Raw genomic sequence first — 19,513 nt, 5'->3', positions numbered from 1 at the left:
CCGCCGCAGGCTGAGTGCAACACGGGCCCCTACATCGTGTTCTTCGATTGGGATCAGAGCGACATCACGCCCGAGGCCGCGACCGTGCTGAATAGCGCCGTCACCGCCTATCGTGATTGCGGCACTGCCCGCGTCATGCTCGCCGGTCACACCGACACGTCGGGTCCGCGCGACTACAATATGGGCTTGGCAGAGCGTCGTAACGACTCCGTTCGCGCTTACATGACCAGCCGCGGTGTCCCGGGCACGCGCATCTCGAGCGAAGCCTTCGGTGAATCGGACCTCCGCGTACCGACCGCCGACGGTGTCCGCGAGCTGCAGAACCGCCGTGTGGAAGTGATGTACGGTCCGGGTTCGGGCATGTAATCACGCCGCAAGGCTGACACAGAAAAAAGGGCCGGGAGAGCGATCTCCCGGCCCTTTTTCTTTGCCATCACAAATGGAAGGGACTCTGCTCGAGCTTAACCGGTCGGTTAGTCCTCGGCTGTTGGCTTCATGGGCGATGGGCGGCCCAATGTCAGCTCGGCATTGGAAAAACGGATCGGCGTGCGCAGGCCCTGCAATCCGTCCGACAGATCGACAACCATTTCGCGCGCCGCAATCTGCGGATCGGCAAGCGCCTGCTTGACGGAGTTGATCGGTCCTGCCGGGACGTTGGCGCCCTCCAACCGGGCGAGAAGTTCCTCACGACCCCACTCGGCGATCCGCCGGGCTACCGAAGCCGACAGGCTTTCCCGATTTTTCACTCGCCGGGCATTGCTCGCCCACTCCTCGCGCGCCGGCAAATCGATCACCTCGCTGAAACGCACGAATTGCCGCTCATTGCCGACCGCGACGATCAGCCAGCCGTCTTTTGCGCGAAATGCTTCGTAAGGCGCTATATTGGGATGCGCGTTACCCATTCGCTTCGGATTCTTGCCGCCGACCAAAGCGTTCATCGCCTGATTCGCAAGCGTACCCACCATCACGTCGAACAGCGCCATGTCGACCAATTGGCCGCGACCCGTCATTTCGCGCTGCCGCAGCGCGGCCTGGATGCCGATCACGGCGTAAAGGCCAGTCAGGATGTCGGCGTAGGCTACACCGATCTTTTGAGGAGGCCCGTCCGGCTCCCCGGTGAGGTCCATGATCCCGCTCATCCCCTGGATGATGAAGTCATAGCCCGCACGCTTGGCATAGGGCCCATCCTGGCCGAAGCCGGTGATGGAGCAATAGACTAGCCTCGGATTGTCTCGCGAAACGGCTTCGTAGTCCAAACCGAACCGCTTCAGACTCCCTTGCTTGAAGTTTTCTATCACGACGTCCGCTTCGGCGATCAGCGCACGCACGCGCTTTACGTCCGCCGGATCGCTGAAATCGGCGCGGATGCTCGACTTGCCGCGATTGGTGGCATGGAAATAGGCGGCATCCTTGCTGCCATCGTCGCGCTCGACGAAGGGCGGGCCCCAATTTCGCGTGTCATCGCCGTCCGGACCTTCGACCTTCACGACGTCCGCTCCCAAATCGGCGAGCGTCTGCCCCGCCCATGGCCCTGCCAGAATACGCGCCAGTTCGACGACCTTGATGCCGGCAAGCGGCGCTGATTTTTCGGTATCACTCATGCCGCGCGGCTTAATGCCTCCCCCGGTGATCAGCCAGAGGCAATCGCGTCACGCTGCAATTGCCACCGATCCGTCTCGCTCGTCGTCATTGGCAGGCCGGCGTTCTTGCTGCGGTGCCAGCCGAGCACGCTTTCGCCGCGCGCGACCCAAAACTCGGGTAACTGGCGGCGAAATCTTTTGAGCGGCCGCTCGCACCTGCGTGCAAGCCGAAGCCAGCGCGGTCACGATCACCGCGTCGATATAGATGGCAAGCTCGAGCGCATATGCCGCAAAGAATTCCGGCCCGAGCAGAGCGACGAATTCGCCGCCGCTCAACATCACCGGAATGAGGATGATCGCATAAAGGATGTGATGCGTACGGAATCGCGCGAGAGCGGCCACGGGTCGCTCGACGCATTCCTCATGGAAAAGGCGCCCTATCGGCGTGTCCCCAGCGGCGAGCATGGCGATCAGCGCACAGAGCATGAAGCCGGTTGCTGCGATCATCCCGTCCTCCCTGTATCATCGGACATATCGAGCATTGTGTGTAGCGAAGCAAGCGTTAGGCAGGCGATGATGAAGTATCTCCTCGCGCTTCCTGTCGTGCTGCTGCTGGCAATCGGCGTCTCATACGCGGTCAGCCCGCTGCATACGTTCGACACGCTCGTTCCGAAGGATGGCGACAGCACTCGCATCGCGGAAGGCATTCCCTATGCGGAGGGACCGCGTCGAAAACTCGATATTTATGCCCCGACGCAGCCAAGTGCAGACCAATTGCCGGTGATCGTCTGGTTCTACGGTGGAAGCTGGAACAGCGGATCGCGCCAAGGTTATGAATTCGTCGGCCGCGCGCTGGCGGCACATGGCTTCGTCGTGGTCGTGCCAGATTACCGGCTCGTTCCTGAGGTGCGCTTCCCCGCTTTCGTTGAGGACGGCGCCGCTGCGGTGCGCTGGGTACAGGCGACTATCGGTGATTACGGCGGCAATGGCGACGCCATCGTTCTCGGCGGGCATTCCGCCGGTGCGTATATCGCTGCGATGCTCGCCAATGATCCGCGATGGCTCGGCGAAGATCGGGAAGCGATCGCGGGCATGGTAGGCCTTGCCGGCCCATACGATTTCGCGCCCTTCGATTCCGATGCGAGCATTGCCGCGTTCGGCCAATGGCCGGATGCGGCTGATACGCAGCCGGTCACCTTTGCCGATGCCGGCGCACCTCCCGCGCTGTTCCTGACGGGCACCGAAGACACCACCGTCATGCCGCGCAATGGTGAAGCGCTGGCGGCTCGCCTGACAGAGCAAGGTGTCGAGGCCGAGGCTCGCGCATATCCCGACGTCGATCATATTGACATAATCATCGCTTTGTCCCGGCCGCTGCGCGGACGTGCGCCCGTGCTGCGCGATGTCGCGGATTTTGCCCGGCGAGTGACGGAGGCGAACTAGCCTTGGCAGCGCTCGGCTTCAGTGTCGAGGAACTGCTCCCGCGTGCGCGTGGTGGTGGAGCGCTGAAAATGGGGCTGTATAAGTTGAGCGAAGCTGACTGGCTGGACCCGCGCCCCGATCTGGACGTGCGCGTGGCGGCTTTCGATGCGCATGACGACAGCGTGCAAATCACGCCCGCTGCGATACCAGCAGGCGAGGAACTTGCAGGAATGCTGGATGCCGAGGGTGGGTTGGAGGTCGCAGCGCGGTCGGCCTGGGAGGATATGTGCCTGCTTGCTCCTGACCGCGCCACCGGCATCTACCGCCTGATCGGGGCTGCCGTCGCCTTCCCGACCGATTGGTGCCCGGCGGAAAAGATCGGGCTTCCGCTCACCGCCTTGCACGCGCCGATCGGTGGTTATGCCAAGCAGCTGGCGAGCGGCGTCGATCACTTCATGGCGCAGCTCAAGCCCGGCCCGATTTTCGGACGCTGCAATTGGTTCGTCAGCCCGACTGCCGATCTGCGCTGGATCCAGCGTGAGAGCAATCGCGTGGCATTCTCGCATGTGTCGGCTCGGAATGCAGGCGATATGCTGTTCGTCCGCTGCGAAAGGCAGACATTGCGGCGGCTGCCGGAAACCGGCGCGATCCTTTTCACGATCGGTGTCTACGTGACGCCCTTGCAAACACTCTCGCAGCGCGCCGTCGAGTGGCTGGCGCAGGCACTCGCCACCATTCCGCCCGCCGAAGTGGAACGACGCGGCGCCGCCTCTTTCACGCCGCAGCTATTCGCTTGGGCGAGCGCGCGCGGTCTCAGCGTTCCTGCAAGGACTGGCGCAGCGCGGCCCGGCGGCGATTGTATAGCTGGCGCTGATTGGCGGTGAATTCGGGAAAGTCGCTGAGGGAGGCAGGGAAGCTCAACGCCTTGTCGAACAGCTCGGCATCGATGCGCGCCATCCGGCTTTCGAGCGCGGCGACACGCGCGCGCTTCGGACACACCAGCGACGAGTTGCACGGTGTCGAGCTCCACCAGCAGGTCCCCCGCCTGCACGAGGTCGCCCTCGCGCACATTGATCCGGGAAATAGCCCCGCCTTCTTCGCTCTGCACGATCTGGACGCGCGCGAACGGCACGACGCGGCCAGGCGCCCGCGTCACCTGGTCGAGCTCGGCCCATTGCGCCTAGGCGATAAAGCCCACCAGCGTCACGGCAATCGAGAGGATGATCCGGTGCGATGTCTTGAGCCGCACCATCAGGACACCTTCTTCTTTTTGGTCGGTACGGCGGAGGTGATCGTTCCGGAGGGCGCCTCGCGCTTGCCATCGGGCTTGTCGCCGATCTTGCGCGGCGCCAGTTCCTGCAGCACGTCGCGCGCTGCCGTCCTTCACGATGCGACCGTTCGCCATCACGATGATGCGTGAAAAGCGGGTCAGCAATTGCGGCTTGTGCGTCACCATCACCATGATGCTTTTCTGCCCGAGCTGATCGTCGATAGCCTGCAACGCCGCCATCGGCCGCCAATGGATCGGGCAATGGCATGGTGAAGAAGCGTTGACGCTCATCATAGGGCAGGCTCGCGCGCTCCCCAACAAGAGCCATCACATCGTCGCCGTCCCATTGCTGAACTACGGCGCATCCGACGGTCTCGTTAGAGACCATGAGCGGGAATTGATCGGGCCGGGGCCGCCCGTCGATACGGCGCGCCGGCTCCCAGCCGAGCACCGCAATGACGCCGGGTAAGGCGTCGATGCCTTCGGCGAGCTCAACCTCGCGCAATTCCGCATTCCACTGCGGCGATAGCGGCTTGCCCGTCGCCCGCGCGAAGTCTACAACCGCGCGTTGTGCGCTGCCACCGCTCATGGCGTGACCTCCATCCCATCGGGTTGCCAGCGGCAGGATAGCGCGAGAATGCGCGCCGTTGCAGCAGCTGCGCCCACACGCGCATCGCTTTCCGACAGGCGCGCATTGGCGGCCTCGCGCACAGCATTCATGACGTCGAGCCAGCTGCGCCGCCCGGCGATGAACTGCCGCTGGTAACTGGCGATGATGGCCTCGACAGCGTCCGCGGCAAGTATGCCCGCCTCTATCCTTCGCTCCGCTGCGCGCACGAGCACGTAATCGCGCCGCAGCTGTTCGCGCAGAACGCGTTCGGTCTCGGCAAAGTCGGCCAGCGCCCGCTTGATCCGCGCGTCACCGGCATCCATCGTCCTGAGCTGCGACAGCCTCGGACCGAATTGCGAGCGCACGACAAGCGCGGCGCGCGCGCCGGTGATCTCGTTCTGCGAAAGCTGGAGCAGGATCTGCAGCCAGAGGCTGGAACGCGCAAGATCGCGCCGCACTTCCGAAACGGCGATCAGGTTCGTCGCGCCTGTAGGCTGGGGGCGCTTCGGACAATGCGATTTCTTCAAGCGGCAAACTGTCGGAGACGCCGCGCGGCGGCATTTCGGGATTGACCGCACCGCCGCCCGTCAGCGCGAGCAATCGGATAAGGGCGGAATCGCGCGCCTCGGCCGCGCTGGCGAGATCGAGCTCGACCTGCGCCGTGCGCGAGCGCCCCAGAGTCAGATCGGCCAGCGGCGACACCTCACGCTCCACTCGCCTGCCGATCGCGCCGAGCAATTCGTTATGTTCGGCAAGGCTGGTTTCGAGCGCATCGGCCCGCTCCGCCGACAGCACGTAGTCGTGATAGGCCGATGTGACGCGCAGCACGATATCGCGCTCCGCCTCGTCCACCCGGTTCAGCCCGACCATCAGCGATGCACGGGCGCGGTCGATCTCATTCGTGATGCGCCAACCGGCCCATAGCGGCTGTTTGAGCACGGCGTTGAGCGCGATGCCATCCTCGTCGGCGAAGGACGATCCCTCGGTTGCCGCCAGCGCCTCTACCGATGCGCTGGGATAACGGCCCCAGCGCGCAGCTCGCAATTCCGCGCCAAGCGCCTCTGCTTCCGCCTCCGCCGCGTCCACCAGCGGATGCGTCGCCGCTGCCAGCACGGCGGCACGGTCGAGCGGATCGGGAATGGCGATGGGCGCGGGCAATGCGATCGGCGATGCAGCGTCGACCAGTGGTCCATACACAGGCGCGGGCGCCTGATCCTGCGCAAATGCGGAGGATCAGGGCTGCTACTGCAACAGCTGTCACGAAAAACTTCGCAAAAGCGCGCATTGGTCCCGACCGATGAGGGGGGATGTCACACCGCCCGGAAGGCGAATGGGGCAAGTTTCAGCCCGTTCGGCATAACCCCCCGGAAATGCCTGTAAAGACACGTTGTAAAGATCAGCGCTTTGGCGCCAAGAACGGCACGAAAAGCAATCCTCTTTTGCGAAACCGACATGTCGCTCGGCGGCTGTGCTATACCGGTAACACGGTTGGTAGAGCCGCGTGCGGCGTTCCTCGATTGCCCTCTGGCTGTTTCGGAACGTGCGCGGCAAGCTCTTTACCTTCGAAATGGGTTATTTTGTTGCGCAAATGCACAGGAAAAGCGGTGACAATGCGCGTGGCGATCTCTTAATTGGAAATGGGCGGCTCTACGCGCTAGAAGCCGCAGACGGGACGCAAGGGGGTTGGTTTCAATGCTTCATCGAAGGCAGCTGACGCGCGGGCTGTGGGCGCTGCCGCTGGTCGCCATGCTCGGCGCCTGCGCCACGCCGCAAGTCGAAACGCCGCAGCCGCAAGTCGCGGTCCCTTCCGATTGGGCCTTGAGCGACCCCGCGCCGGTTTCCACCGACCTTACCCAGTACTGGACGCTGCTCGGCGATCCGCTGCTGACACAGTTCGTTGAACAGGCGATCGTCGCCAATCGCGACCTTGCCGTTAGTGCCGCCCGGCTGGATCAGGCCCGCGCGTCGCTTGTCCAGGCACGCGCCGGATATCTTCCGCGCGTCGGTGCGACGGGCGGATTGAACCGCGATGTCGGCGACGGCGCGCGCGACGGCGTGCAAGTCTCACTCGGCGCGGATGCCGATTGGGAAGTCGACCTCTTCGGACGTATTTCCGGCAGCGTGGCGGCGGCGCGTGCCGATCTCGCCGCATCGGGCTATTCGCTGGCAGACTTGCAGCGTCTCATCGTCGGTCAGGTCGCCATCGCCACGATCGATGCGCGCGCTACTGCACAGCAGCTCGAAATCGCGCGCGGTACGCTCGCCTTTCAGGACGACAATCTGCAGATTGCCCGCTGGCGAAACCAGGCGGGGCTCGTCTCCAGCCTCGATGTAGAACAGGCAAGAGCGCAGCGCGCGCAAACGGCGGCGACGATCCCGCTGCTGGAAGCGAGCCTTGCCAGCACTGCCAACGCCATCTCCACGCTGATCGGAGAACCGCCGGGGCGCGCTTATGATGCGATCCTGGCCACAGAACCCGAACCCGTACCGCAACCGCCTATGCTTGCCGGGTTCGAAGCGCCCGGCGAAGTGCTTCAGCGCCGCCCGGACGTTCGCGCGGCACAGGCAAATCTACTCGCCAGCAGCGCCCGCATCGGCGTGGCCCGTGCGCAGCTCCTTCCGCTGGTGCGCCTCTCCGGCTCTATCGGCACAGGCGGTGCCAGTCTCGGCGACCTGTTCGACATCATCACCGGCAACGTCTTTGCCGGGGTGAGCCAGCTGCTGTTCGATGGCGGGCGCACCGCAGCCCAGGTGGACAGTGCGGAAGCGGGAGCGCGCGCCGCGCTGGCGCAATGGGAGCAGGAAATCCTCGGCGCGCTGGAGGATGTCGAAAGCGCAGCCGTGTCGCAGCGCACGGCCGATCAGCGCGTGGACATAAATGAAGAGGGGGTCGATGCCGCAGAGACCAGCGCGCTGCTGGCCCGCAGCCAGTACCAGGCCGGTCTGACGGACTTTCGCACGCTGCTGACGGCCGAAAACCAATTGCTCTCGGCGCGCAATTCGCTCGTTGGCGCAGAAGCCGATCGCGCCGCTGCCTTCGTCCGCCTGACGCAGGCGCTTGGCGGAGGCTGGAGCGCCGCCGACTACGACTTCCCCTTGCCGCTCGTCGCCGAGCGTCAGATCGACAGGACCGCCGAATGAGTACGACCGAAACCACCGCGAACGATGGCGATATCGAAAGCTATCTCGATACGGGCAAACCGAAAAAGTGGTACAAGCGCAAGCGCTGGTGGGCGCTCGGCCTGCTGCTGATCCTTGCTGTCATAGGCATCACGCAGTGCACCGGCGAAGCGCCACCGCCCGACTACATCACCGCGGACGTGGAAAGCCGCTCGCTCGATTTGACGGTTACGGCAACAGGCAGCCTGCGCCCGACCAATCAGGTTGAGGTGGGTTCAGAGGTGTCGGGCCGGATCGACCGGGTGCTGGTGGACGTCAACGATCAGGTCGCGCGCGGCCAGCTCCTTGCGGTCATCAATACCGATGTCATTCAAGACCAGATCAACCAGAGCCGCGCCAATCTGAACGCTGCCCGCGCACAGGTCGCGCAGGCTCAGGCCACGCTCGATGGCGATCAGGCGCAGCTGGCACGCCTTCTGGAAGTGCAGCGCCTTTCCGATGGCCGGGTGCCGAGCCAGGCCGAAATCGACCAGGCGGAAGCTGCGGTGAACCGCGGCCGCGCCAGCGTTGCGGCCGCTCTCGCCAATGTCTCTGCCGTGCAGGCACAGCTTTCCACGGCGCAGACCCAGTCGCAGCGGGCGGCAGTGCGCTCGCCGGTTTCGGGCGTCGTGCTCGCCCGCCAGGTCGAGCCGGGCCAGACCGTTGCCGCCAGCTTCAATACGCCCACACTGTTCGTCCTCGCGGAAAGCCTGAATACGATGCAGCTTCGCGTATCGCTGGACGAAGCCGATGTCGGCCAGGTCGAAGTGGGGCAGGATGCGACCTTCACGGTCGACGCCTATCCCGGCCGCCGCTTCCCCGCGACGGTAGAGCGCGTCGATCTCGCATCGAACAATATCGCCCAGCAGGCACAGCAACAGGGCGGTCAGCAAGTGGTCAGCTACGAAGCGCGGCTGCTCGTCACCAACAGCGATGGTCTGCTGCGCCCCGGAATGACGGCGACTGCGACCATTGCAACGCAGAGCACGGGCAATCAGCTGCTTGTCCCGAACGGCGCTCTGCGCTTCGATCCCGATGAGGAAGACGAAAGCGGCGGCATTTTCGGCGATCCAGATTTCGGCCTCGAACGTAATGACGAGGCCACGATCGGGGTCGGCAGCCGCCAGACAGTCTACACGGTTGCGGAAGACGGCACGCTCAATGCCATAGAGGTCGTGACCGGACAGAGCGATGGCCGATTCACCGTCGTTCAATCCGATGAACTGAAGGCCGACATGCAGGTGGTAACCGGCGTGCGCGCAGGCGGGCAGTGACGTAGGGTGGCCGGATGATTACGCAGCCCATTTCCAGCGAAGCTCTTGGCACAGGTGCGACGGCGGGCAATTCGCTGATCGAGTTGCGCGGCATTACGAAGACGTTCGGCCAGGGCGCAGCAGCGTTTCAGGCGTTGAAGGGCGTCGACCTCGATATCGATCGCGGCGATTTCGTCGCGATCATGGGCCCATCGGGTTCGGGCAAGTCGACCACGATGAACATTCTCGGTTGCCTCGACGTTCCAACCAGCGGCGTCTTTCGCTTCCGCGGCGTGGAGGTGCAGGCGCTGAGCCGCGATCAACGCTCGCTTCTGCGCCGCCGTTATCTCGGCTTCGTGTTCCAGGGATTCAACCTGCTCGCCCGCACGACAGCGTTGGAGAATGTCGAGCTGCCACTGCTCTATCGCGGCGAAACGAAGAAAGCGCGAAAGGAAGCGGCGGAACGCTCGCTCGACAAGGTCGGCCTTCTACCTTGGGCGACGCATACGCCCGCGGAATTGTCTGGTGGCCAGCAGCAGCGCGTCGCCATCGCCCGCGCATTGGTGACTGACCCCGACGTTTTGCTGGCCGACGAACCGACCGGCAATCTCGACACGGAGCGTTCTCTGGAAATCATGGAACTGCTTTCCAACCTCAGCAGCACCGGTATCACCGTCCTGATGGTGACGCATGAGGAGGAAATGGCCGAATATGCCCGCACCATCGTCCATTTCAGAGACGGCTTGGTGGAACGCGTCGATCGTGGCCACAAATCCGGCGCGCCGATAGAGGAGACGACCTGATGCTCCGCATGTTCGGCGCAACCCTGCTGCTCGCCTTCCGCGAGATCCGGCGGCACTTGCTACGCAGCTTCCTGACGACGCTCGGCATCATCATCGGCGTTGCGGCAGTCATCACGATGGTGACGCTCGGCCAAGGGCTGACGGCGGATGTGCAGGAAGATATTTCAGGGCTGGGATCGGACGTATTCATCGTCTTTCCGAGCCGCGCAGATCCGAACACACCTCCTCCCCCCTTCAAGGAGGCGGACATTCGCGCGGTAGAAAACCAGATTGCCGGCATAGAAATGGCAGCCGGAAGCGTTACTCAACCGGCCGTGGCGTTCCACAACGGGCAGGATTGGCAGACAAGTGTTCAGGGCGCAGATCGAGACTTTTTCAGCGCACAGAATATCGAGCTCACTGAAGGGCGCGAATTCAACGACGAAGAGGAAGCGCGCGGTGAGAGCGTCTGCATCGTGGGACCGACCGTCGCGGAGAAAATTTTCGTCGCTGACCAGATCATCGGTGAAGAAATGCGTATCGGCAATGTTTCATGCCGGGTGATCGGCACGACGGAAGAGCGCTCCAGCTCTGGCGGCGGTGATGCCAACGATGTCGTCTTCATGCCACTCAAGACAGTGCAGCGTCGCTTTACCGGCAGCAATGACGTCCAGTATTTCGTGGTCAAATACGATGCGAGCTACAACAGCGCGATGCTGCAAGATCAACTCGTTGCGCTGCTGCGTGAGCGACGTGTTGTCCAGGAAGGCGAGGAAAATAATTTCAACCTCGTCGACACCGCTGAAATCAGCGACACAATCGGCCAGATCACCGGCACCATGACCGCGGTCGTTTCCGTTATCGCTGCCATCAGCCTGCTCGTCGGCGGTATCGGGATCATGAATATTATGCTTGTCAGCGTGACGGAGCGGACCCGCGAAATCGGTATCCGGCTTGCGATCGGTGCTTTGGCAAGAGAAGTCAGGCTGCAATTCCTCACCGAGGCCGTGGTTCTATGCTGTTTCGGCGGACTGATCGGAATATTGTTGGCGCTGGGACTTTCCGTCCTGTTCGCCGGAATGATCGAACTGCCGTTCATATTCAATCCTGGCTTGAATATCTTCGCGTTCGCCTTTTGCGCAATTCTCGGGCTGGTCTTCGGATATTATCCCGCGCATCGCGCCAGCAAGCTCGACCCGATCGACGCTCTGCGGCACGAATAGAGCGGCGCGCAGTGGCGCGCCGCTCCAACTGTCGTCAGGCTGTTTCCACCAGCACGATCTCGCTGTCTTCCAGCGCCTCGATCGTGATGCTGTCCAGTTCCGCCACTGCCACGCCGTCGCGTGCATTGGCGAATTCGCCATTGACCTCCACGCTGCCAATCGCAGGCACGAGATACGCATTGCGACCGCCCAATTCGTAGTCGAGGCTCTCGCCCGCCTTGATCGTCGCGCCGACGACGCGGGCATCCGCGTTTATCCTGAGCGCATCGGAATCGCCGTCCCGCCCACTCGCCAGCACCGCCCAGCTTCCGGCGCGGTCGCTCTTCGGAAATGGCTTCGCGCCCCAGCTCGGCGGCTGATTCAGCTTTTCGCGATCGGGCAGGATCCAGATCTGAAAAAGCGTAGTTTCCTCATCTTCCTGATTGTATTCGGCGTGACGAATACCGGTGCCAGCGCTCATCACCTGGACGTCGCCCGCTTCGGTACGGCCTTCGTTTCCGAGGCTGTCCTTGTGGGTGATCGCTCCCTTCCGAACGTAAGTGACGATTTCCATATTGTCGTGCGGATGCGGCGGGAAGCCGGTCTGCGCGGCGATCTTGTCGTCGTTCCAGACGCGGATATTGCCCCAATGCATGCGCGCCGGATCGTGATAGCTGGCAAAAGAGAAGTGATGCTTTGCCTTCAGCCAGCCGTGATCGGCACCACCAAGACTATCGAACGAACGAACGTCAATCATGCGCATATCTCCTTTGGGCATGGAGATGGTGAGCGTCCCGCGCCCTCACAATGCCGCCGTTTCTTGAAGCGCCTAAAGCGCCGCTTTCAGCCGCGGATGGTGGCGCGGCATTCGCCGAGGCCGATGCGAGCGAAGCCATCCCTTTCGGCGTAGGCCGTCATGATCACTTCGTCGCCATCCTGAAGGAACTTGCGCTCTTCGCCATTGGGCAGGGAAATGCATTTCTTGCCGCCCTCGGTCAGCTCGATCAGGCTGCCCTCGCCGCCATGCTCTCCGCTGGTGAGCGTGCCGGTGCCGAGCAGATCGCCGGTCTGCAGATTGCACCCGCCGACCGAATGGTGCGCAATAAGCTGCGCTGCCGTCCAATACATGGCCGTCATCGGCCCCTTGCTGAGCCTGTGCGGCGCATCGCCTTTCTGGCGCATGCGAGGCGTGGTGATCAGCACTTCCATCGTGATACCGAAGGCGGCATCAGCGCTGTCGTGCTTCAGATACGGCAGCGGCTCCGGGTCGCCGTCGGGACGAGCGGGCTGGTCGGTTCGGAATGGCGCCAGCGCATCCATCGTTACTACCCACGGCGAAACGCTGGAATGGAAGTTCTTGGCGAGAAATGGACCGAGCGGCTGGTATTCCCAGGCCTGGATATCGCGCGCGGACCAGTCGTTGAGGATCGAGATCCCCGCAATATGATCTTCCGCCTCGGTCACCGGGATAGGATCGCCAAGATCGTTGCCTCGCCCGACCCAGATCGCCATTTCGAGCTCGTAATCGACACGTTCCGAAGGCCCGAAGCCCGGCTCCCCACCCTCTTCGGCAGGCTTCTTCTGTCCGCTCGGCCGCTTCACCTCGACACCCGATGCCCGGATGGAAGATGAGCGACCATGGTAACCGATGGGCACATATTTGTAATTCGGCAGAAGCGGATTGTCCGGACGGAACAGACTGCCGATATTCACCGCATGGTGAATACCGGTGTAGAAATCGGTGTAGTCGTGCACGGTGAACGGCACATGCAGCGCAACCGAATCCGCAGCGTGCAAATGCGGTTCAATCGCCTCCCGCTTGTCCTCATCGGTCAGCAGCTTGAACAGCTCCTCGCGCAGCATGGAGGCATGTCCACGCCCCTTCGCGAAGAGGCCATTGAGGTCGCCGCTCTCGGTCAAGCGCGCAGCTTCCGAAGGGACGGAGCCCAACTCATCGGTGATCGCCGTGATGTCGAGTACAAAATCGCCGATCGCCACGCCGCCGCGCTTGCTTTTCATACCGGTCGAGAAAATGCCGAGAGGCAGGTTCTGCACCGGAAAGTGCGCATGGCCGTCGGCGCCCTCGACCCAGCTGGTGGCGGAGGCGTCATGGGTAAGATCGGTCTTGGTCATTCGGGCAATCTCGCTTTCGGAAATCCGCTCCAGCAGGCGTCGTAATCGCTCTGCAGCAGCCCGCCATTCATGGCGAAGTCGGTGGTCTGGATGATCGCGCGGCTTTCGAACATGAAAGCCAGCGTGTTGTCGATCTTGTGTGGCTTCAGATCGGCCTCGGACGCCTTGTGCGTGCTTTCGACGTCGGGACCATGTCCGTTGAACTGGTTGTGCAGTGAGGCGCCGCCCGGAGCGAAGCCACCGCCTTCCTTCGCATCGTACTCGCCGTGGACCAGGCCCATGAATTCGCTCATGACATTGCGGTGGAACCAGGGTGGGCGGAACGTGTCTTCCGCCACCATCCAGCGCGGCGGGAAGATCACGAAATCGCAATTGGCAGTGCCATGCGTGTCGCTCGGGCTTGTGAGGACAGTGAAGATGGAAGGGTCGGGATGGTCGAAGCTGACCGTGCCGAACGTGTTGAATCGAGCGAGGTCGTAGCGGGAGGGCGCGGAATTGCCGTGCCATGCCACCACGTCAAAGGGCGAGTGGTCGATTGTGGTAGTCCAGAGCCGACCGTTGAATTTCTGGACGATTTCGAAAGCGCCCTTAGCGTCTTCGAACCATGCCACAGGGGTTTCGAAGTCCCTCGGATTGGCAAGTCCGTTTGCGCCGATCGGTCCGAGGTCGGGCAAACGAAACGGCGCTCCGAAATTTTCGCAGACATAGCCGCGCGAAGGACTATCTGTAAGGTCGACATGAACCCGCATACCCTTGGGGATCAGCGCGATATGGCCGGGCGGAACATCCATTCGTCCAAGCTCTGTGGTGATCAGCAGTGCGCCCTGTTGTGGCACGATCAGCATCTCGCCATCGCTGTTTTGAAACGCGCGTGCATCCATGCTGGCGGTCGCTGCGTAAAGGTGGATGCCGATGCCGCCCTCGGACGGACCGCCATTTCCGCCATACGTCACGAGACCATCGACAAAATCGACTTGGCGTTCGGGCAGAGGCAGCGGATCCCAGCGCAGACGATTTGGCGTGGTGTGCGAGCCATCGGGCGCGGCGAGGCGGCTTGCGCCGGAATAGAGTTCGAACCTGGCATGCTCGGTCGTCGGGCGCATACGGTAAAGCCAGCTGCGCCGGTTCTCTGCGCGCGGCGCGGTGAAGGCGGTGGTGCTGAATTGCTCGGCATAAAGGCCGAAGGCAGGCTTTTGCGGCGAATTGCGCCCTTCAGGCAGCGCGCCCTCCACGGCTTCGCTGGCGAAGTGATTGAGAAATCCGGTCTGGTATCGCATGCCTGTTTAGTCTCACATGAAACCTGTTGGTCTCATGCCCCTCTTGGCGCGGTTCCGCAATGGTCTTACCGGTGCCAACGGGCGAAGCGGAAAGAGGTGCCGGATGAAACTCTACGGATATTGGCGTAGCTCGACGAGCTACCGACTGCGCTGCGCGCTGGAGCTGAAAGGCATCGCCTATGAGAACTGTCCCGTAAACTTGCTGGAGAGCGCGCAGAAGGATGCAAGTTTTACGTCCCGCAATCCCTTTGCGACGGTACCGATGCTGGAGGCGGACGGCCGCGACCGGGCGCAGAGCATGGCGATCATGGAGTGGCTGGACGAAGCCTATCCGGAAGCGCCGCTGCTGCCGTCAGATCTGGAGCAGCGTTTCACCGCCCGCGAACTGGCATACGCGGTCGCCACCGAACTGCACGCGCCTCTCAACCTGCCGGTGCTGAAATATCTGAAGAACGAGCTCGGTCACGATCAGGAAGCGATCGACACCTGGTATCGCCACTGGCTGGCGAAGACGCTGCACCCGCTCGAGAAGCGGCTGGCGCAGCTGGATTGCGGTGATTTCCTGTTCGATGCGCCCGGCTTCTTCGAAGCGGTGCTGATCCCGCAACTCTACAATGCCCGACGCTTCGACTTCGACCTTACGGACTGTCCGCGCATGGTGCGGATCGAGAGCGCTTGCAACGCCCTGCCCGCCTTCGAGCGCGCCCATCCAAGCGCACAGCCCGATGCGCACTAAAGCACTTCGGCGAGTGTCTCGTCGATTGCGCTGAAAACTCTGACAAGTTCGGCATCGGTGATGCTGTATGGTGGCATTAGATAGACCGTGTTGCCGAGCGGTCGAAGCAGTATATCGCGAGCGAAGAAACCGGCTTTCAGCCGCGGTCCGATCTCCGACAGATAGCCTTCGTCCGGCACGACGACATCGGCCGCGATAATCGTGCCGCATTGGCGAAGATTGGTCAGTGAATGCCTTTCCGCGAGTTTCGCGAAGCCTATCGCCTCAGCCTCTGCAAGCGTGGCAATTCGTTCCATCACCGGTTCCTCGCGCCAGATCGCCAAGTTCGCGTTCGCCGCTGCGCAGGCGATCGGATTTGCGGTGAAGCTCGACGAATGAAAAAACATTTTTGCCCGGTCGGTCGAATAGTGCGCGTCGTAAATCGGCGCAGTGGCCATCGTTACGGCGAGTGGCATGGAGCCGCCGGTGAGTCCTTTAGCCAGGCACAAGATGTCGGGAACGACGCCCGCCTGTTCGCAGGCCAGAAGCGTGCCGGTGCGGCCCCATCCGGTCATCACCTCATCGGCGATGAACAGAACGTCATGGCTCGCACAAGTCTCGCGCAACCGTCGCAGAACCGTTGCAGGATAGGTGAGCATCCCGCCCGCGCCCAGAACGAGCGGTTCGACGATGAAAGCGGCGGTATCGCCTCGCTTGCAGGCGGCGTGCAGCGCGTCGAGGGTCGCTTGCTCACGGCCAACGTGTGGGAACGGAATGGTCTCAACATCGAACAGCAAGGGGCTGTAAGCACGGTTGAAGATACCCCGCTCTCCCACGCTCATCGTGCCGATCGTATCACCGTGATAGCTGTGCTCCATCACCACGATCCGGTGCCGCGCTTCTCCGCGATTGGCCCAGAAGCCGAGTGCCATCTTCAAGGCGACCTCGACTGCGGTGGAGCCGCTATCCGAGAAGAAGACGTGCTTGAGTTCCGGCGGCATGATTGCGGTCAGGCCACGCGCCAGATCCTCCGCCGGTTGGTGCGTCCAGCCAGCGAAGATGAGCTGGTCAAGCTTCGCGGCCTGGGCCTGGATCGCCTCGATGATACGCGGGTGATTGTGGCCGTGCGTGGTCACCCACCAGCTGCTGATGGCATCGACCACTTGGCGCCCGTCCGCAGTGTGCAGGATCGCCCCCTCTGCGCGCTCGACCAAGGGAATGTCTTCTCCCAGTCCATGCTGGTGGAAAGGGTGCCAGACCGGCGAACGCTCCGTCATCGCAGCGCATCCAGTCGAATGTTTGCCGCGAACGCATCGCGCAAGGCACTCGCGCCGAGGGGATCGAGATGCGGCAGCCGACCGAGATGCGCGACGGCTCCGAAGCGTTGTATGGCAGATTCTGCGACCAACTCCGCTTCTCCGACGAAGATTACCCCCGCTACGGGCACGCCGCGGGCGCGTAGGACTTCCAGCGTCATCAGCGTGTGGCTGATCGTTCCCAGCATGGTGCGGGCGACCACGACAGCCGGCATGCCCAAATCTGCGAACAGGTCCGCTGCGAGGAGGTCATCGGCGTAAGGCACCATGGCGCCGCCTGCACCTTCGACGACGACGGGGCCGTCTACATCCGGCAGACGCAGCTTCTCCACGTCAATCTCGACTCCATCGATTCGTGCGGCCTCATGCGGAGAACATGGCGTGACGAGGCGATAGACTTCCGGCAGAATGCGTGCACCGGGCACCAACCGCGCGACAGCCTCGCTGTCGGTTTCATCTTCGAGGCCGCTTTGCACCGGCTTCCAATATGTCGCGCCAAGCGCGCCCGTCAGGCCGGCTGCGACGACGGTTTTGCCGATGCCGGTATCGGTGCCGGAAACGATCACGCCTTTCATCGCAGCCCTCGCATGACTTCAATGACGCGGTCTACCTGCGCCGCGCCGTGCACGGCGGAGAGCGAGAAGCGGATGCGACTTTCTCCTTCCGGCACCGTCGGCGGGCGGATGGCGACGCCGAGAATGCCCGCCTCTTCGAGCGCCGCACTGGAGGCCAGCGCATCCGCTTCGCTGCCGATCATCACTGGTACGATCTGAGTGTCGGAAGGCCCGGTTTCATAGCCGGCATCGCACAAGCCCTCCCGCAGACGGTTCGCCATCGCGAGCACGTGGGCGCGCTCGCCATCCATGCCCGGCACGAGGTCCAGCGCTGCATCCATCGCGCCCAGCACCGGAGGTGGCGGGGCGGTGGTGTAGATGAACCCGCTGCTCGCGTTGATGAGGTAGTCGCAAATTTCGCCCGACGCCGCGATATAGGCGCCGAAGCCGCCCAGCGCCTTGCTGAAAGTGCCCATCACGATATCGGGTTTGTGATCGAGATCGGCGGTCAATCCACCGCCGCCAGTGCCCAGCACGCCGGTAGCATGCGCCTCATCCACCACCAGCAGCGCGTCATGTTTGCGAGCCAATGCCACGAGTTCGGCAAGATCGGCACGGTCGCCATCCATGCTGAAAACGCTTTCGGTCACGATGATACGAGCCGGGGCCTTCGCGCCATGCTCGTTGAGCAGTTGCTCCAGATGATCGAGATCGTTGTGGCGATAGCCGTGATGCCTGGTGCGCGCGGCGGAGATACCGTGATGGATGCTTGCGTGAATTAGCCAGTCGCCGAAGATTGCCGCATCCGGCTCAAGCTTGAGCAGGGCCGGAAAAAGCGCGGCATTGGCTTGCCAGCCGCTCGCAAAAAGCAGCGCACGCCCCATGCCTTTGAATTGCGCCAGTCGCGCCTCGATCGCCCGATGTGTTTCCAGCGTGCCGGAGACGAGCCGGGACGCACGCGCACCCGTACCGAGGCGCCGCGCATGGTCGGCCGCTCGCTCAGCCAGAAGCGGATGCCGGGCGAGGCCGAGATAATCGTTGCTGGACAGATCGAGCAGATCGCGTCCATCGCGCCTTACGAAGCCCGGAGGACCCGGCTCGATGGCGCGCAATTCGCGATAGCGGCCGAGCGCCTTGCGCTCCGCAATCGCTTTCGCAAACCTGTCATGCATGGCTCTCGCCCCTATTCGGCGGGAACGCTTCCGGCATTGCAGGCTCCGCCGCGTGCCTTCTCCGCACGCATCGGTTCCTCGCTCGCCATCGCCTTGAGACCGAGCCGCGCGAACATTGCCGCATCGCTATCATCGCCCGCATTGGGCGCAGTCAGTAGCTTGTCGCCGGTGAAGATCGAATTCGCGCCCGCCATGAAGCAAAGGGCCTGCGTCGCATCGGACATGCTCTCGCGCCCGGCGGAGAGCCGCACCATGCTTTTCGGCATGCAGATGCGCGCCACCGCTACCGTGCGCACGAATTCGATATCGTCGATCTTGGCCATCGGCGTATCGGCCAGCATATCCCCGAGCGGCGTGCCTTTCACCGGCACCAAAGCGTTGACCGGCACGCTTTCGGGATGCCGTTCCAGCGTGGCCAGCGTGTGCACGAAGCCGACGCGATCCTCACGCGTTTCGCCCATGCCGACGATGCCGCCGGAGCACACATTGATGCCCGCACCACGCACGTTGGACAGAGTGTCGAGCCGGTCCTGGTAGTTGCGCGTGGTGATGACGCGGTCATAATATTCCGGCCCAGTGTCGACATTGTGATTGTAATAATCGAGGCCCGCATCCGCGAGCTGGTCGGCCTGACTGGGGGAGAGCATGCCCAGCGTCATGCATGTCTCCATGCCCATCTCGCGCACGCCTTTCACGATCTCGACGATCTTGGGCATGTCGCGTTCTTTGGGATTGCGCCATGCAGCGCCCATGCAGAAGCGCTGGCTGCCCGCATCCTTGGCCTGCGCGGCAGATTGCAGCACCTGGCGCACATCCATCAGCTTGGTCGCCTCGACCCCGCTATCGGCATGCGCGCTTTGCGAACAATAACCGCAATCTTCGGGGCAACCGCCGGTCTTGATCGACAGCAATGTGCACAGCTGCACCTCATCCGCCGCGTGATGCGCGCGGTGCGTTTCGGCGGCGCGGAAAAGAAGTTCGGTAAAGGGCAGATCGAACAGGGCAGCGATCTCTTCACGCGTCCAGTCGGTGCGCGGCTGCGCGGTTGTGTGTTTGTCGTTCAACATA

At 62.9% G+C, this 19,513-nt stretch carries 20 protein-coding genes; 8 read left to right on the top strand and 12 right to left on the bottom strand.

Annotated features, from left to right (window positions below; translation table 11 throughout):
• A partial coding sequence (locus D6201_RS12605; protein WP_242447550.1) for an OmpA family protein occupies nucleotides 1-366 on the top strand: 366 nt, incomplete at its 5' end.
• Nucleotides 367-473: 107 nt separating this feature from the next.
• On the opposite strand, the gene D6201_RS12600 is transcribed toward D6201_RS12605, so the two are convergent.
• The gene (locus D6201_RS12600; protein ID WP_120049087.1) at nucleotides 474-1,601 is read right to left on the bottom strand and encodes a CaiB/BaiF CoA transferase family protein; all 1,128 of its coding nucleotides are present in this window, start codon (nucleotides 1,599-1,601) and stop codon (nucleotides 474-476) included.
• 48 nt (nucleotides 1,602-1,649) lie between these two features.
• Complete coding sequence (locus D6201_RS12595; protein ID WP_120049086.1) at nucleotides 1,650-2,087, bottom strand: hypothetical protein; 438 nt, start codon at nucleotides 2,085-2,087, stop codon at nucleotides 1,650-1,652.
• Between the two features lie 66 nt (nucleotides 2,088-2,153).
• On the opposite strand from D6201_RS12595, the gene D6201_RS12590 reads away from it, so the two are divergent.
• Nucleotides 2,154-3,023, top strand: a complete 870-nt coding sequence (locus D6201_RS12590) for an alpha/beta hydrolase (protein WP_193725703.1) — start codon at nucleotides 2,154-2,156, stop codon at nucleotides 3,021-3,023.
• Between the two features lie 2 nt (nucleotides 3,024-3,025).
• Nucleotides 3,026-3,886, top strand: a complete 861-nt coding sequence (locus tag D6201_RS12585; RefSeq protein ID WP_242447549.1) for a heme-dependent oxidative N-demethylase family protein — start codon at nucleotides 3,026-3,028, stop codon at nucleotides 3,884-3,886.
• A gap of 296 nt (nucleotides 3,887-4,182) precedes the next feature.
• Here the strand turns inward: D6201_RS12585 and D6201_RS12575 are convergent, their stop codons facing one another.
• From D6201_RS12575 to D6201_RS12560, 3 genes are all read right to left on the bottom strand, one after another.
• The gene (locus D6201_RS12575) at nucleotides 4,183-4,512 is read right to left on the bottom strand and encodes a hypothetical protein (RefSeq protein WP_120049084.1); all 330 of its coding nucleotides are present in this window, start codon (nucleotides 4,510-4,512) and stop codon (nucleotides 4,183-4,185) included.
• Nucleotides 4,513-4,857: 345 nt separating this feature from the next.
• Nucleotides 4,858-5,205 (bottom strand): TolC family protein, encoded by a 348-nt coding sequence (locus D6201_RS12565; RefSeq protein ID WP_120049082.1) that lies wholly within the window; start codon nucleotides 5,203-5,205, stop codon nucleotides 4,858-4,860.
• Entirely contained in the window at nucleotides 5,192-6,079 is an 888-nt protein-coding gene (locus D6201_RS12560) for a TolC family protein (protein ID WP_120049081.1), read from the bottom strand. Before D6201_RS12560 ends, D6201_RS12565 begins: the two co-directional genes overlap by 14 nt.
• A 495-nt stretch (nucleotides 6,080-6,574) precedes the next feature.
• Here D6201_RS12560 and D6201_RS12555 point away from each other — a divergent pair, with 495 nt between their 5' ends.
• Genes D6201_RS12555 through D6201_RS12540 form a run of 4 tightly spaced genes read left to right on the top strand, consistent with a single transcriptional unit; the run spans nucleotide 6,575 to nucleotide 11,299 of the window.
• On the top strand, nucleotides 6,575-8,023 hold the full coding sequence (locus D6201_RS12555; protein ID WP_242447548.1) for an efflux transporter outer membrane subunit: 1,449 nt from the start codon (nucleotides 6,575-6,577) through the stop codon (nucleotides 8,021-8,023).
• The gene (locus D6201_RS12550) at nucleotides 8,020-9,315 is read left to right on the top strand and encodes an efflux RND transporter periplasmic adaptor subunit (RefSeq protein ID WP_120049080.1); all 1,296 of its coding nucleotides are present in this window, start codon (nucleotides 8,020-8,022) and stop codon (nucleotides 9,313-9,315) included. The genes D6201_RS12555 and D6201_RS12550 overlap by 4 nt, the downstream gene beginning before the upstream one ends.
• A gap of 14 nt (nucleotides 9,316-9,329) precedes the next feature.
• Nucleotides 9,330-10,097, top strand: a complete 768-nt coding sequence (locus D6201_RS12545; protein WP_120049079.1) for an ABC transporter ATP-binding protein — start codon at nucleotides 9,330-9,332, stop codon at nucleotides 10,095-10,097.
• Between the two features lie 8 nt (nucleotides 10,098-10,105).
• Complete coding sequence (locus D6201_RS12540; protein ID WP_120049408.1) at nucleotides 10,106-11,299, top strand: ABC transporter permease; 1,194 nt, start codon at nucleotides 10,106-10,108, stop codon at nucleotides 11,297-11,299.
• Between the two features lie 34 nt (nucleotides 11,300-11,333).
• On the opposite strand, the gene D6201_RS12535 is transcribed toward D6201_RS12540, so the two are convergent.
• The 3 genes from D6201_RS12535 to hmgA form a co-directional block, all read right to left on the bottom strand.
• On the bottom strand, nucleotides 11,334-12,035 hold the full coding sequence (locus D6201_RS12535; RefSeq protein ID WP_120049407.1) for a pirin family protein: 702 nt from the start codon (nucleotides 12,033-12,035) through the stop codon (nucleotides 11,334-11,336).
• Between the two features lie 86 nt (nucleotides 12,036-12,121).
• Nucleotides 12,122-13,411, bottom strand: coding sequence for a fumarylacetoacetase (fahA, locus tag D6201_RS12530; protein WP_120049078.1), 1,290 nt, complete (start codon nucleotides 13,409-13,411; stop codon nucleotides 12,122-12,124).
• Nucleotides 13,408-14,688 (bottom strand): homogentisate 1,2-dioxygenase, encoded by a 1,281-nt coding sequence (hmgA, locus tag D6201_RS12525; RefSeq protein WP_120049077.1) that lies wholly within the window; start codon nucleotides 14,686-14,688, stop codon nucleotides 13,408-13,410. Before hmgA ends, fahA begins: the two co-directional genes overlap by 4 nt.
• Nucleotides 14,689-14,791: 103 nt before the next feature.
• On the opposite strand from hmgA, the gene maiA reads away from it, so the two are divergent.
• Nucleotides 14,792-15,424 carry a maleylacetoacetate isomerase gene (gene maiA / locus D6201_RS12520; RefSeq protein ID WP_120049076.1) on the top strand — a complete coding sequence of 211 codons (633 nt, stop codon included), beginning with the start codon at nucleotides 14,792-14,794 and terminating at the stop codon, nucleotides 15,422-15,424.
• Here the strand turns inward: maiA and D6201_RS12515 are convergent.
• From D6201_RS12515 to bioB, 4 genes are read right to left on the bottom strand one after another with little or no spacing between them, the layout of a single operon-like run.
• The gene (locus tag D6201_RS12515) at nucleotides 15,421-16,680 is read right to left on the bottom strand and encodes an adenosylmethionine--8-amino-7-oxononanoate transaminase (RefSeq protein WP_120049075.1); all 1,260 of its coding nucleotides are present in this window, start codon (nucleotides 16,678-16,680) and stop codon (nucleotides 15,421-15,423) included. The two genes, maiA and D6201_RS12515, sit on opposite strands and share 4 nt — an antisense overlap.
• Entirely contained in the window at nucleotides 16,677-17,294 is a 618-nt protein-coding gene (bioD, locus tag D6201_RS12510; protein ID WP_120049074.1) for a dethiobiotin synthase, read from the bottom strand. The genes D6201_RS12515 and bioD overlap by 4 nt, the downstream gene beginning before the upstream one ends.
• A complete protein-coding gene (locus tag D6201_RS12505; RefSeq protein WP_120049073.1) occupies nucleotides 17,291-18,445 on the bottom strand; it encodes an aminotransferase class I/II-fold pyridoxal phosphate-dependent enzyme in 1,155 nt (384 codons plus the stop codon). Before D6201_RS12505 ends, bioD begins: the two co-directional genes overlap by 4 nt.
• A gap of 11 nt (nucleotides 18,446-18,456) precedes the next feature.
• Nucleotides 18,457-19,512: a biotin synthase BioB gene (gene bioB, locus D6201_RS12500; protein ID WP_120049072.1), complete on the bottom strand. Its 1,056-nt coding sequence runs from the start codon at nucleotides 19,510-19,512 to the stop codon at nucleotides 18,457-18,459.
• Between the last annotated feature and the right edge of the window lies 1 nt (nucleotide 19,513).

The organism is Aurantiacibacter aquimixticola (assembly GCF_003605475.1).
Classification (GTDB): Bacteria; Pseudomonadota; Alphaproteobacteria; order Sphingomonadales; family Sphingomonadaceae; genus Alteraurantiacibacter; species Alteraurantiacibacter aquimixticola_B.
This window is presented reverse-complemented; position numbering and strand designations above follow the sequence as displayed.

Coding starts and splice junctions, on each gene's coding strand:
- D6201_RS12600 (WP_120049087.1), bottom strand. CDS start 1,601: ATGAGTGATACCGAAAAATCAGCGCCGCTTGCCGGCATCAAGGTCGTC.
- D6201_RS12595 (WP_120049086.1), bottom strand. CDS start 2,087: ATGATCGCAGCAACCGGCTTCATGCTCTGTGCGCTGATCGCCATGCTC.
- D6201_RS12590 (WP_193725703.1), top strand. CDS start 2,154: ATGATGAAGTATCTCCTCGCGCTTCCTGTCGTGCTGCTGCTGGCAATC.
- D6201_RS12575 (WP_120049084.1), bottom strand. CDS start 4,512: ATGGCGGCGTTGCAGGCTATCGACGATCAGCTCGGGCAGAAAAGCATC.
- D6201_RS12565 (WP_120049082.1), bottom strand. CDS start 5,205: ATGGATGCCGGTGACGCGCGGATCAAGCGGGCGCTGGCCGACTTTGCC.
- D6201_RS12555 (WP_242447548.1), top strand. CDS start 6,575: ATGCTTCATCGAAGGCAGCTGACGCGCGGGCTGTGGGCGCTGCCGCTG.
- D6201_RS12550 (WP_120049080.1), top strand. CDS start 8,020: ATGAGTACGACCGAAACCACCGCGAACGATGGCGATATCGAAAGCTAT.
- D6201_RS12545 (WP_120049079.1), top strand. CDS start 9,330: ATGATTACGCAGCCCATTTCCAGCGAAGCTCTTGGCACAGGTGCGACG.
- D6201_RS12540 (WP_120049408.1), top strand. CDS start 10,106: ATGTTCGGCGCAACCCTGCTGCTCGCCTTCCGCGAGATCCGGCGGCAC.
- D6201_RS12535 (WP_120049407.1), bottom strand. CDS start 12,035: ATGATTGACGTTCGTTCGTTCGATAGTCTTGGTGGTGCCGATCACGGC.
- fahA (WP_120049078.1), bottom strand. CDS start 13,411: ATGACCAAGACCGATCTTACCCATGACGCCTCCGCCACCAGCTGGGTC.
- hmgA (WP_120049077.1), bottom strand. CDS start 14,688: ATGCGATACCAGACCGGATTTCTCAATCACTTCGCCAGCGAAGCCGTG.
- maiA (WP_120049076.1), top strand. CDS start 14,792: ATGAAACTCTACGGATATTGGCGTAGCTCGACGAGCTACCGACTGCGC.
- D6201_RS12515 (WP_120049075.1), bottom strand. CDS start 16,680: ATGACGGAGCGTTCGCCGGTCTGGCACCCTTTCCACCAGCATGGACTG.
- bioD (WP_120049074.1), bottom strand. CDS start 17,294: ATGAAAGGCGTGATCGTTTCCGGCACCGATACCGGCATCGGCAAAACC.
- D6201_RS12505 (WP_120049073.1), bottom strand. CDS start 18,445: ATGCATGACAGGTTTGCGAAAGCGATTGCGGAGCGCAAGGCGCTCGGC.
- bioB (WP_120049072.1), bottom strand. CDS start 19,512: ATGTTGAACGACAAACACACAACCGCGCAGCCGCGCACCGACTGGACG.